Genomic DNA, 12436 nt, shown 5'->3' on the forward strand with positions numbered 1-12436 from the left:
ACTCCCGTCCCCGGCGGTGTCGGCCCCATGACTATCGCTGTCCTCCTCGCGCAGACCGTCGACGCGGCAGCACGTCAGCTCACCCGGCCCTGACCCGGGAACTGCTGGTCAGCCTGGGACGCGCGGGCGGCCGGGGCTGCCCGCGTTCGGCCAACGGTTGGCTCAGGACAGTCCCGGGGCCTCAACCTCAACGTATTCGGACTCGCCATGCCGCCCCTACTACGCCCGGACACGGCCGCTCAGGCCGCCAGTTCCCCTCGCTCGACCAGGACGCCATTCTCGAACCGGGCTCCGGCCCGGACCAGAGGGACCAGGTGGGCGCCGGTGATCGCGCGCCATCGGGCCTGGGCGGACTCGACGAGCTTGAACACCATCGCCAGGGCCGCGGCCGGGCTGCCGGCGCCGCGGGTGACCTTGGTCCGAAGCTTGACCGTGGAGAACGTCGACTCGATGGGATTCGTCGTCCGCAGGTGGATCCAGTGCTCGGCCGGAAAGTCGTAGAAGGCCAGCAGTTCGTCCCGATCATCCGTGATCTTCGCGACGGCCTTGGGCCACTTGGCGCCGTAGGTCCTGGCGAACGCATCGATCGCCTTCTCGGCATGGGTGCGGCCCTCGGCGTTGTAGATCTCCTGCATCGCCTTCGTCGCTCCGGGCTGCGCGGACTTCGGCAGGGCGTTCGAGACGTTCCTGGCTTTATGAACCCAGCACCTCTGGTGCCGTGCGGTGGGGAACACCTCAGCCAGGGCCCGCCACAGTCCCATCGCGCCGTCGCCGACCACCAGCTCCGGGTCGCGCATGCCGCGTCGGCGGCAGTCGCGCAGCAGGTCCGCCCACGATTCGGTGGACTCGCGCAGCCCTTCGGCGAGCGCGATCAGCTCCTTGGTGCCGTCGACGTACGCCGAGCAGGACCAGCACGCACGAGTGCGCCTGCCCGAGCCGGACCTTCGGGTGCACGCCGTCGGCCCACACGTAGACGAAGTCGCGGTCGGACAGGTCGCGGGCCTGGAAGGCCGTGTGGTCCTCGCTCCATTGCTTGGTCAGCCGGGTGACGGTGGCCGGCGACAGCCCGGCGGCCGAGCCGAGGAACTGCTCCAGTGCGGGCACGAAGTCGCCGGAGGAGAGCCCGTGCAGGTAGAGCAGCGGCAGTACCTCGCTGACCTTGGGCGACTTGCGGCACCACGGCGCAAGGATCTTCGAGGAGAACCGCTGCCGCTCGCCAGTCGTCTCATCGACCCGCTTGTCGTTCACGCGCGGGGCTCTGACCTCGATCGGGCCAGCGGCGGTGGTCACGGTTCTCGACTGGTGGTGGCCGTTGCGGACCACCAGACGATGATTGGCCTCGTCCCGCTCGGCCGCCAACTCGGCTATGTACTGGTTGACTTCCGCTTCCAGGGCGGCGGCGAGCATCCGGCGGGCTCCCTCGCGGACGATCTCGTCGATCAGGGAGCCGGACTGGGTGGAGCCGTCGTCGGTGACTACGCTGAGCACGGGCGTGCCTTCCCGACCCGCGCTGCAACGCGGGCCTACTCGGTGACCATCAAGGGATCATTCGGGAAGGTACGCCCTCTGCGTGCCTTCCCGGGACCGATCCACAGGTCTTGAGCATGGCTCTGCGGGCGGTCAACCGGGACACCGGCGAGCTCGTCGCCGTCACCCGGGACGAGACCGCGGCCTTCTGGGACGGGGCCGTCGTCGAAACGCTCCGGCACGCCGGCCTGCGGATCGAGGAGCTGACCGAACTAACCCACCTGAGCGTCCGCAACTACCAGCGTCCCAACGGCGAGGTCGTCGCGCTCCTGGTCGTCACTCCCTCCAAGACGGACCGCGAGCGGGTAATCCCGATGTCCGCCGAACTGTTCCACGTCATCGCTCAGGTCATCCGCCGGCACCGCGGCACCTACGGAACGGTGCCGATCGCGAGCCGGTACGACGTCCACGAGAAGGTGTGGTGCCCGCCCCTGCCCTACCTGTTCCAGACCCAGACCGGCCTGGAACGACAGGCGATGAGCACCAGCACGATCTGGCGCCGCCTGCGCAAGTGCTGCACCGAGCTGGCCAAGACCCACCCTGAATTCGTCGGGACGACGTTCTCCGCCCATGACTTCCGAAGGATCTTCGCCACGGACTTGGTCAACTCCGGGCTGCCCATCCACATCGGTGCCGCGTTGCTCGGCCACCTGAATATCCAGACCACTCGTGGCTACGTCGCGGTCTTCGACGACGGCATCGTGCGCCACTACCAGCAGTTCCTCGACCAGCGTCGCCAGCTGCGGCCGGAGGAGGAGTACCGGGACCCCACATCCGAGGAGTGGTCGGAGTTCCAGGAACACTTCGACAAGCGGAAGGTCGAGCTGGGCTCCTGCGGGCGCCCCTACGGCACACCTTGCGCGCATGAGCACGCCTGCTTATCCGAACTAGCCGAGCATGGCTGTCAGTTGGCGTTCCATCTTGCCTTCGCCACGGAAAGTAGTTGTGAAGAAGTTGGACAGCTGGGCGTCGTTGGGCGTGTCGCGGACTACGACAGGGTGTCACTCTCGGCTGGTTCCTCCCCACCCGCACCAGATTTGCCTGTGAGGACAGGAGCGTGCGAGCCTCTTACGTCATCTTTCTGAAAGGGCTGGTCGTGACACTCGGCATGGTTCTCGGCGACTTCTCCTCTCGCGCTTCGACGCGGGAGCGGTAGCCCTGCCTGCCCTGACACTCGCGCCTGTGCTGTAGCACAGGCCGTTTCTCCTGCTCCTCGTCGAAGTGCTCTTCGTGCCCCTGCACGTTCGATCACGAGGAGTACGTGGTGTCCACGATCCACTGGACCGAAGACCACACTGTCCGATCCGCCCGATGGCATTCCGAGAGCGCCACACCGCTTCCCGGACGGGTCGTCGTCGCGGATGACCGCATGAAAGCCGATACCGCCTACCGTCTTGCCTGCGAAGGTACGGCGTTGCTGTGGCGGGGCGACTTCCACAACGCACGGCAGCTACTACGCGCGATGAGCCGCCGTATCGACCGGAAACTTCCCCGCTCGGGGGACAGCCCGGCTGAGTCCTTCCATCTGCACCGCCGGGCCCGCAGCCACCGGGCCCGCGTGCTGAGCAGGCTCCTTGTGCTGCTGGAGGACGACTATTACCTGGCTCTGCGCAGAGCTCCCGATGTGCGTCAGGCGTGCGTCGAGGCGTACGGCTCACCGCACGAAGCTGTGGTGGTCTCCTTCACAGAGCTGCTGGGCGTAATCGGCGCCCAGCAGTGGCGCGAGAAGGGCGTGGTCGTGCCAGCCATCAACACCCGCATCCATCCGCACTACGGCGTGTTCTCCCCGATCAGGGGCGAGTACGTCGATCTGGTCGCACAGACACCACTGCCCGCCTCGGTGAACCACGGTGGCGGTCGTCGTACCGCCTTCGACCTCGGCACGGGGACAGGCGTACTCGCTGTCGTCCTCGCCCGCCGGGGGCTCGACCACATTGTGGCCACCGACATCAACCCGCGCGCACTGTCCTGTGCCCGCGAAAACGTCCACCGAATGAAGTTCACCGAACGCATCGATGTCATGGGTCCTGAGTTGTTCCCCGAAGGCCGCGCCCACCTCATCGTCTGTAACCCGCCTTGGATTCCCTCCCGGCCGACCTCTGCTGTCGAGCAAGGCGTCTACGACCCGAACAGTGCCATGCTTCACGGCTTCCTGAACGGACTGGCTTCCCACCTCGAACCAGGTGGTGAAGGATGGCTCATCCTCTCGGACCTCGCCGAACACCTCGGACTCAGGACGCGTCGCGAATTGCTGACCTTCATCGAAGCAGCGGGCCTGCACGTGGTGGACAAGATCGACACCAGGCCGCAGCATCCGCGAGCTTCGGACAGCACTGATCCCCTCCATGCTGCCCGCGCTGCGGAGGTCACATCGCTGTGGCGTCTGGCCAGCAGTTGACTACGGCTCACGTAGGCGGTGGCCAGGAGCCAGCAGACTGGTCGCCTCGGCGATCGCCTCCGGGTTGGGCTGAAGTAGCGGCGGACGTTCTCTAGTCGGGCATGCCAAGGTGGACGGTGGACGGTTGTGCTGCACGTTCGCGCATGGCCTCCAGCTTCTGCGCTGCGGCGGCCATGGTGGTCTCGATGGCGGCGACCTCGCCAAGCCAGCCCTGGTCCCGGGCCTCCTGGAGGCGGTCGACGAGGTTGGCGTGGATCTCCTGGAGACGTGGCATCTGGGCCGGGTCCACGAGCAGTAGGGGACATCTGACACAGGCGTTTTCATGCTGGCACGGGGTCGCGTAGTCACGGCCGCAGGTCCCCAGGGCGACCTTGCGGAGTTCGAAGTGGGCCAGGAACTCGTTCCACTCGGTGGCGGTGAGCTCGCGGTACTCCTCACTGGGCCGCTCGGTTCTGCGGCGCGCGATGAAGGCCCGGTGATGGGAGATCACGTCCTCCGGGTAGATCGCTATCGGTAAGTCCGGCTATTGGGACTTGCGGAATGCCGTCTGGCGGGAGAGTCCAGCAGCGTAGGTAGCTCGTTTGTGCCGACTTCAGCGTGTTACAGAGGCTCTGCGTCGGCGGCCGGCCGTTGACCAACCGCCCACGGTGGGTCTATCGGCGGGTTTCGATGATCATCGGCCATCGGGCACGGCTTCGCCACCTGAGCTCGACATGCGGGTGGCTCTCCCCCCTGATTGCCGCCGTGCTCTCCTCCGGAGCGGCACACCAGGTTCAGCATGCATCGGATGTGGCGCGGTGCCACTGAGGCCGTCCTCATCAGGCGCCACTCCCGCCACTCTGGTTCCGTTCTCGTGGCAAGCGGGTCCCGGCTGCGCGTATTCGCATACCACGCAAGCGAGTTGTCACTACCATGGAAAGTCCTCACACCTTCGGGGCCGGTGATCGCAGGGGGAACGATGGCGCAGCGGATGATGCCCAGGGGTCATGGATGGTGGCGCGCCGGCGTACTGGTGTCTGCGGCGGTGGCGTTGGTGGGTTGCGGTTCCTCCGGACGGCCGGTTGCACCGATACGGCCCGCGCCCGCGTCGGGGGTGCCAGACACGCTGCCGGACACACCGACGCCCACACCGGATCCGACGCCGACCACACCGACGGCCGTGATCTACGGGTGCGACGGGCAGCCGGTCACTCAACCCGACGCCTTCCTTCTGTTCTGCGGTGACGCCGGACAGACTCTCAAGGGGATGACCTGGTCGGATTGGGGCGAGCCGACGGCCACCGGGACCGGGCAGCTGTGGAGCAAGAGCTGCGTCCCCGACTGCGCGACCGGCAACGTCATGCCCTTCCAGGCCACGGTGACCGTCAGCAACCTGAACAACGGTGGTTACAGGTCCCTGCACGTGGACGCGCCCGACTCCTCCACACCCACTGAGGACTTCACGATCGACCCCAGCGGGCCTCTGGTGGTGCAGAACGGCTGAGCGCCGGCTACGTCACACAGGGCTGACGGTAAGGGAGTTGGGGTACGTACTGGCTCCAACGATCGCGGGTGAGGGCTCCGGTGCTGGTGCTGCAGAGCCGTCGGATCGCCGCGTTCACGTCCAGGTCGACCAGGCGCACGGTGGCGTCCGGGCTGGCGATCGCCAGGGTGTGGTGGTCCGGGCTGAACGCCACCGAGTTCACGACGCCGACCGGCCCGGTCAGCGGCTGACCGAGGCGGGCCGGAGTCCGCACGTCGCTGACGTTCCACAATCCGACGGTCCCGTCGCCGCCGCCTGCTGCCAGGGTCCGCCCGTCCGGACTGAACGCCACCGAACTCACCCCACCCGAGAACCCCCGCAGCGGCTCACCGAGCGGGCTCGGAGCCTGGGTATCCGTCGTGCTCCACAGCCGGACCGTCCCGTCGCCGCCGCCTGCTGCCAGGGTCCGCCCGTCCGGACTGAATGCCACCGAACTCACCCCACCGGAGAACCCCCGCAGCGGCTCACCGAGCGGGCTCGGAGCCTGGGTATCCGTCGTGCTCCACAGCCGGACCGTCCCATCACCACCACCGGCCGCCAACATCCGCCCGTCCGAGCTGAACACCACCGAACTCACTCCGCTGACAAAGCCCTGCAGCGTCGCCCGTGGCACGGGTTTGCGGGGATCGGTGATGTCGGAGAGCCAGATCGCCCCGCCGCCCGCGCCCGCGCTGCCGAGCGCCAGCGTGTGCCCGTCCGGGCTGAAGGACATGGCGGAGACCGGGCTGTTGCCGCCTGACTCGGGCATGCCGAGGGGCACGGGTTTGTGTGGATCCGTCACGTCCCACAGGCGGGCCATGGTGATGCCGTTGGAGGTCGCCAGCAGACGCCCGCCCCGGCTGAACGCCACCGGGCCGCCGCCAGGAAGGAGGGTCGGTGGCAGGCTCCACAGGGTGGCGGTGCCGCCGCGGTCGCCCGCCGCCAGGGTGTGCCCGTCCGGGCTGAACGCCAGCGATATGGCGGCATGCTCCGACCCACTCGGCAACTGGCCGAGCGTGCTGGGGGAGTAGGGATTGGTGATGTTCCAGAGGCTGGTGACCCCGTTGGCGTTCGCCACAGCGAGCACCCTCCCGTCGGGGCTGATCGCCACCGAGAGGACGTCGCTGGTGAGACCGGCCAGCGGCCGGCCCCCGAGGATGGATTGGGGCATCCGTGGGGACTCGAGGTCCCAGAACCCCAGGGTGTCGTGTTCCCCGCCGGTGACCAGGAAACCGCGGTCCGGGCTGATCGCCACCGACGTGCCCGCGCCGTAGAACTCCGACAGATGCTGTGCGGGGTGCGATGTGTCGCCCATGTCCCACAGCTCGACCTCGCCGGACTCGTCGGTGATCAGCTGCTTGCCGTCCAGGCTGAACAGTGCGGAGGAGATCGCACCGCTCGGCCGGATCTCGGGGCTGCTGAGCTGCTTCGGATGCCCGGGGTCGGTGACGTTCCAGAAGTTCACGAGGCCCGACCCCCCGCCGCCGATGCTGCCCGCCCCGGCAAGGGTGTGCCCGTCCGGGCTGAACAGTACGGTGGTGACGTCCCCGGCCACGGTCAGCGGCGGGCCGAGCCGGGTCGGGTGCTGCGGATCGGCCATACCCCAGAGGGTCACCATGCCGCCTGTGTGTCCGGACCCGCCGAGGTTGCCGGCGGCGAGGACGCTTCCGTCGGGGCTGAACGCCACCGAGACCACCGGGGTGGCCGCCGGCGGCTGCGCGTAGCCCAGCAGCACGGCGTGGTGCGGGTCGCTCACGTCCCAGAGCCGGATCCCGTTGTCCGCGCTGGCGGTGGCGAGGAGTTGCCCGTGCGGGCTGGACACGACCGACGAGATGGCGGCGCCCGGGGAGACCGCCAGCTCGGTGGCGATCGGGGTGTTCTCCAGGTTCAGCAGCCGGGAGGCAGTGTCCTGGCTCGGGGCCCGATCGTGGGCGACCAGGGCGAGTTGGGCGGCGAGCGGCGGATCCGTGCCGACCAGTTGCAGCGCTTCCGCGGAGATCTGGTTGTTGATGGCCGTGGTGGCGGAGGACTGGGCCGCGGCGCTCTGCCAGAAGCCGAACGCCGCGGCAACGGAGGCAACCAGCGCCAGGGCCGTGACGGCGGCGATCCACCGGTGGCGCCGGCGTCGCTCCCGGTGCTCCTGCCGACTGGCGGCGCGCAGGAAACCGTCGGCGGTGGCGCTCAGGTCGCCCGGATGACCGGAAGCCCAACTGCGAGCCGATTCCAGGGGGTTGCCCCGGTAGAGCTGGGCGCTGTCGCGGCCGGCGCGATGCCAGGCGGCAGCTGCTTCCTCCACCTCCTGGCGGATCAGGTTCCCGGCGCGGTCCTGCTCGATCCAGCCCTTGAGCCGCGGCCAGGCGCCGATCAACGCCTCATGGGCGATGGTCACCGTCAACTCATCCTTGACGAGCAGCCGATGCCGTATGAATCCGTTAACCACCGTCTCGGCAGGCCCGTCTTTGGGCAGGTCGCGGACGAGGTCCTGGTGGGCAACGTGCCGACGGGCATCGTCGGAGTCCCGGCCGACGGCGACCAGCCGGAGGAACAGGATGCGCGCGACCTCCTGGCCCTCGGCGGTGAGGGAAGCAAAGAGCTCCTCCGCTGTCCTCGCGATGGCACCTCTGATACCGCCGGTGAGCCGGTAGCCGTTAGCGGTCAGGACACCGTTCTGGCGCTCTTGCCAGGTCAGCCGCAGCGTGTGGGCGAGCATCGGCAGCCCGGCCGTCCACGAGCCGGCCGTCCCATCGCCCGGTGCCTGGTCCCCGGAGGCGCCGAGATCTCGGAGCATGCGCTCGACCAAGTCGTCCTGGATCTGCAGCCCGACAGCCTGCGCCGGACGGCGGATCGCCTCCTCGATCTCGGCCTCAGTCATCGGGTCCAGCAGGACCGGGTCGGCCCGCAGTGCCATCCGCAGCCGTTCGTATGCCGCGCACTGCGCATAGAAGTCAGCGCGCACACCAAGCACCACAAGCGCATTCCGGGTCGATGGCCGGGCAAGGAGGTCGAGCACCTCGATGAACCAGCGCCGCTCCGCCTCGTCGGTGCACAGCGTGAAGACCTCCTCGAACTGGTCGACCACCAGCACGAGCCCGGCCGCACCAGGGCCACGCATAATCTCCTCGGCGCACCGTTCGGGGTCCGACCACCGGTCCCGCACCTCGCCCTCGTCCCCTAGCGCCGTCGCCAGCGCTGCGGCCGGGGCGGCGGTCGGGGTCAGCAGCACTTGCCGCCAGTGCGCCGCTCCCGGTAACCCCCCGTCGGCGATGTCGGGCAGCACTCCGGCCGCGAGCAGCGACGACTTGCCCGCGCCCGACGGCCCGAGCACCACCAGCGGGCCACCCTGCCGAACCCGCGCGTCCAACCGCTCGCGCACCAGGGCGACGGCCTGCGCCCGGCCGTAGAACCACTCGGCGTACGACGCGGTGAACGGTTCCAGACCGGGGTACGGGCACCGGTCATCGGCACCGCGCTCTCCCAGTCGGCGGGACCCCGGGCCCTGGACGATAGTGATGTCCCCGCCGGCGACGAAGGTGTCACCATCACCGCTGACGCGAACATCCAGCCGCGCGGGCGGTGTGTACTCCATGCGTCGGGGGACAAGGGCGTCGGGTTGCCTGAGGTAGGAGGCTCCGGGCGCCGGGGCATCCGGGTGCACGCCCTCCGCACCTTCGGATTCCGGAGCGTCCAGTTGCCCGCCGTCTGCACCACCGGGTGCGTGGGCATCCGGCTGCCCGGTCACCGCGATTCGCTCCGCGGGGCCCGGGGCTCGCGGTTGACGGTCAGATCCCGTCCTGCCACATACGCGTCTCCCCCGCCGGTCACGTGCGAGGTGATCGTGATCGAGCCGGCCGCAGGCATCGTCCCGTTCGCCTCGGGCCCGGCGAGCGCACCTTCGAGAAGCGCCCGCAGCTCATCGGCGAGATCCGGATGGGCGAGCAGTAGCCTGGACAGCCGCGCCTGCCACTCGACTACCAGAACCTGCCGCAACTGCTCAGCCGTACCCTCCTCTTGGGCGGTGAGCAGGTCCGTCCGCGCCTGAGCGAGATCCGCCTCGGCGCGTTCCGGATGCGAGCGCCGCCACATCCCCAGCACGACGGACTTCACCGCAGCCCAGCCGTCGCTGGCGATCACGTTGATCAGCTGACTGGCGCCGTTCGACGCCAGCGTCGTCAGTTCCGAACCCAGATCCATTGCTTCACCAAGCCCATCGTGTCGGGGCGCCCGGTTGCCTGATTGATCGTCATCTACATTCCCAGCAAAGGCAGTCAACTTCTATGTACCGCGAGGGAACGCCGCTTTCGTACGATGCTACCCACCGGGGACCTTCGGTGAGCCGCACCGACTACTTCAGGTCCCGATGCCCGGCGGATCATGCCGACAGTCACGGGCTTCGCACTGAACGACCCAGGCTCGGTACAGCTCGGATGCCGGTCCGACACCGGCCCCGTGATAGGGCATGCCAGACGGTGTGTGGTCGAGATCCCGGCTGTGGGCCTGGTCAGGATCCACAGCGAGCCACGCCATGTGATCGAGTTCGCCGTTCCCCGGGGTTCATCGGATACGTCCGGCTATTGGGACGTATGGACCGTCTTCCGGCGGGAGAGTTCGGCAGCGTAGGCGGCGCGCGTGGGTGCCGTCTCCTTTGCCCACTTCTCAGCTGCGGAGATGTGTAGTCCGAGCAGGCGGCTGAGCACCACGGCGGGGAGTTCGGCGGAGAGCTCCATCAGCGTGGTGTTGCGGGCGGGCCGGGCCCGGATGCCCAGCGCGGTGAGCTTGCGCATGAGTTGACGGCTGCTGATCGGCTGTCCGCCGGCCGTCCCAGGGAAGAGCCAATGGTGATCACCGGACCACCTGGCCCGAGCACGGGCAGCGGACTCCGACCGGCGGCGGACCCGTGTCCTCAAGGTCCTCGACAAGCTGGCCGCGGACGGCGAGGAGATCACCGTCTCCTCCGTTGCCCGCGCCGCCGGCGTCCACCGCAGTCTGATCCATCGGCACGGTGACCTGCACGCGGCCGTTCTCGCCCGAGCGGGCGAGCCGCCTCCCAGCGCGACGGCCGGAACGCAGGTCAGCCGCCGGTCGCTGCTGGCCGACATCGCGAACCTCACGGCCCGCAACGGCCGTCTGTCCGCGCACATCACCCGGCTCGAACGACGTCTGTCTGAAGCGCTTGGACAGGCTGCTTGGGAAGCCTCCGGGCTCGGTGCCCCCGCCGACGTCGAAACGCTCACCCGCCGCATCGGCGAGCTGGAGCAGCGGATCCTCGACCTCCGCTCCGAACTCGCCGAGCGCGACGAGGACCTCGCCGCCGCACGCGCCGCGAACCGGGACTTGATGGCGCAGCTGAACCGCTGACGGGGCGGTTCCGGAATACGCCAGAGACCTGCCTTCTGCCAGCAGCAGAACACCGGCCCGACCGGGCCCGGCGATCACTACAGTCCAGGCTCATGACGACGGTTACAACGCGCACGGTCGAATACGCGGCTGACGGCCTGACGATGATCGGGCACCTCGCGCTCCCGGCCGGTGTCGACCGCCGGCCCGCGGTCCTGGTCGGGCCTGAGGGGATGGGGCTCAGCGACGTCGAGCGCCGCCGGGCCGATGTACTCGCTGAGCTGGGATACGTGGCGCTGGCCTTCGACCTCCACGGCGGGCGCTATTTGGGCGACCCTGAGGAGATGCTTGCCCGTTGCATGCCGCTGCTCGCCGACCCCGACCGGATGCGGGGCATCGGCCACGCGGCGCTCGACGTGTTGCGCGCCGAACCGCGGACCGACCCCGACCGGATCGCCGCCGTCGGCTACGGCACCGGGGGCGCGATCGCTCTGGAACTCGGGCGCGACGGCGTCGACCTGCGGGCGATCGGGACAGTCAACGCACTGACCACGGGCCGACCGGGCGAGGCGGCGCGCATTCGCTGCCCGGTGTGGGCCGGTGTCGGGTCGGAAGACCCCATCATGCCGCCCGCGCAACGGGACGCGTTCACCGCTGAGATGCAGGCCGCGGGCGTCGACTGGCGCCTCGTGGTCTACGGCGGCGCCTTGCACGCCTTCCACCACCCATCGGTCGACCACACCGTGGTCCCCGGCGTCGGCTACCACCCACGGCACGCGCAGCGAGCGTGGCGTGACGTCGTCGACCTGCTCGCCGAGTGCCTGCCCATCACGGAGTGATCTGGTCGACAACCGCGATTCCGGACCGCAAACCAAGCCGGTCGACCGTCACCACGCACCAAGCTCGGCCACCCACCACCGGTGCTTACCGGTCGCCACGGCAGGTTTCTGGCGCATTCCGGTCATGTCCCCTGCCCCAAGTCGTCGCCATCACCCCCAACACGCCAGGGCGGCGGCGTTAATCGCCAGGTGCACAGTGTTGTCAGCAACGATGACCAGGGCGTTCGCCAGGCCGGACGGCACGGCCACGGGCGAGCCCTGGTTCTTCTGCACGTCCGCCCAAGCGACCCGACGCGAGGCAGGGGCCAGCAGGTTCCGCGCCCAGACCAGGTACTTCGCGGCCCGATAGCGGTCCAGGACAACGTGCGTCGCCACGATCACCGCAAGTGCGAGCGGGGACTGCGTGATCAGCAGGAACGGCAGCCCATACGTGGTGCCATGCACGATCGCGGGTCACCACCGCTTGACCTTCTCCGTCGCCATCCAGTCCGACTGGATGAGGTAGTCGCCGGCCAGATGCGCCAGCAGGCTCTCGAAGAACAACATCAGGAAGCCACCGCCTCGGTGCACGACACCTGTCGCTCACCCAACGACCGCGGACACACGCGCCTGAGCTGCACGATCATCGTGCTTCCCGGACTCGAACTTCGAGCAACCCCGAGAGAAAGGCAGTGGGGGGAGTGTCATGAATCAGGTGGACACCCTGAGCAAGGGAGACACTGATGAGCTCGCTGACGGATCGCCAGATCGGGTCGGCTTCTGACGGTTCGGTTTCGTCGGAGTCCGGAAGGGCCGATGCCTTGGACATGGGTCCGAGGAAGAACACGGGTGCGTCGG

12 protein-coding genes and 1 pseudogene are annotated in these 12436 nt (G+C 68.7%); 5 read left to right on the plus strand and 8 right to left on the minus strand.

What is annotated here, in order from left to right:
• Positions 1 to 93, plus strand: a 93-nt coding sequence (locus ACIOJE_RS40540) for a hypothetical protein (RefSeq protein WP_400783634.1), incomplete at its 5' end; no start/stop codon positions are given.
• Between the two features lie 146 nt (positions 94 to 239).
• Here the strand turns inward: ACIOJE_RS40540 and ACIOJE_RS40545 are convergent.
• Positions 240 to 1488, minus strand: a pseudogene (locus ACIOJE_RS40545) (IS256 family transposase).
• A gap of 116 nt (positions 1489 to 1604) precedes the next feature.
• Here ACIOJE_RS40545 and ACIOJE_RS40550 point away from each other — a divergent pair.
• Together ACIOJE_RS40550 and ACIOJE_RS40555 are read left to right on the plus strand one after the other, a co-directional pair.
• Positions 1605 to 2612, plus strand: coding sequence for a tyrosine-type recombinase/integrase (locus tag ACIOJE_RS40550; RefSeq protein ID WP_400783636.1), 1008 nt, complete (start codon positions 1605 to 1607; stop codon positions 2610 to 2612).
• Positions 2613 to 2791: 179 nt separating this feature from the next.
• Positions 2792 to 3925 carry a methyltransferase gene (locus tag ACIOJE_RS40555; RefSeq protein WP_400783614.1) on the plus strand — a complete coding sequence of 378 codons (1134 nt, stop codon included), beginning with the start codon at positions 2792 to 2794 and terminating at the stop codon, positions 3923 to 3925.
• A 91-nt stretch (positions 3926 to 4016) separates the two neighbouring features.
• On the opposite strand, the gene ACIOJE_RS40560 is transcribed toward ACIOJE_RS40555, so the two are convergent.
• A complete protein-coding gene (locus tag ACIOJE_RS40560; RefSeq protein WP_400783617.1) occupies positions 4017 to 4415 on the minus strand; it encodes a hypothetical protein in 399 nt (132 codons plus the stop codon).
• A gap of 756 nt (positions 4416 to 5171) precedes the next feature.
• On the opposite strand from ACIOJE_RS40560, the gene ACIOJE_RS40565 reads away from it, so the two are divergent.
• On the plus strand, positions 5172 to 5408 hold the full coding sequence (locus ACIOJE_RS40565; protein WP_280682747.1) for a hypothetical protein: 237 nt from the start codon (positions 5172 to 5174) through the stop codon (positions 5406 to 5408).
• A 7-nt stretch (positions 5409 to 5415) separates the two neighbouring features.
• On the opposite strand, the gene ACIOJE_RS40570 is transcribed toward ACIOJE_RS40565, so the two are convergent.
• The 4 genes from ACIOJE_RS40570 to ACIOJE_RS40585 all read right to left on the minus strand — a co-directional run bounded on the left by ACIOJE_RS40570 (position 5416) and on the right by ACIOJE_RS40585 (position 10859).
• A complete protein-coding gene (locus ACIOJE_RS40570) occupies positions 5416 to 9012 on the minus strand; it encodes a hypothetical protein (RefSeq protein WP_400783621.1) in 3597 nt (1198 codons plus the stop codon).
• Between the two features lie 149 nt (positions 9013 to 9161).
• A complete protein-coding gene (locus ACIOJE_RS40575) occupies positions 9162 to 9617 on the minus strand; it encodes a hypothetical protein (RefSeq protein ID WP_400783624.1) in 456 nt (151 codons plus the stop codon).
• Between the two features lie 377 nt (positions 9618 to 9994).
• The gene (locus tag ACIOJE_RS40580) at positions 9995 to 10207 is read right to left on the minus strand and encodes a hypothetical protein (RefSeq protein ID WP_400783627.1); all 213 of its coding nucleotides are present in this window, start codon (positions 10205 to 10207) and stop codon (positions 9995 to 9997) included.
• Between the two features lie 58 nt (positions 10208 to 10265).
• Positions 10266 to 10859, minus strand: coding sequence for a hypothetical protein (locus ACIOJE_RS40585; RefSeq protein WP_348534136.1), 594 nt, complete (start codon positions 10857 to 10859; stop codon positions 10266 to 10268).
• A gap of 14 nt (positions 10860 to 10873) precedes the next feature.
• On the opposite strand from ACIOJE_RS40585, the gene ACIOJE_RS40590 reads away from it, so the two are divergent.
• Positions 10874 to 11599, plus strand: coding sequence for a dienelactone hydrolase family protein (locus ACIOJE_RS40590; RefSeq protein ID WP_400783630.1), 726 nt, complete (start codon positions 10874 to 10876; stop codon positions 11597 to 11599).
• A 150-nt stretch (positions 11600 to 11749) separates the two neighbouring features.
• Here the strand turns inward: ACIOJE_RS40590 and ACIOJE_RS40595 are convergent, their stop codons facing one another.
• On the minus strand, positions 11750 to 12043 hold the full coding sequence (locus tag ACIOJE_RS40595; protein WP_280682737.1) for a hypothetical protein: 294 nt from the start codon (positions 12041 to 12043) through the stop codon (positions 11750 to 11752).
• Positions 12044 to 12052: 9 nt separating this feature from the next.
• Complete coding sequence (locus ACIOJE_RS40600) at positions 12053 to 12145, minus strand: DUF3307 domain-containing protein (protein ID WP_360575940.1); 93 nt, start codon at positions 12143 to 12145, stop codon at positions 12053 to 12055.
• Positions 12146 to 12436: the final 291 nt, after the last annotated feature.

Origin of the sequence: Kitasatospora sp. NPDC087861 (assembly GCF_044742585.1) — a bacterium.
In the GTDB taxonomy this organism is placed as follows: Bacteria; Actinomycetota; Actinomycetes; order Streptomycetales; family Streptomycetaceae; genus Kitasatospora.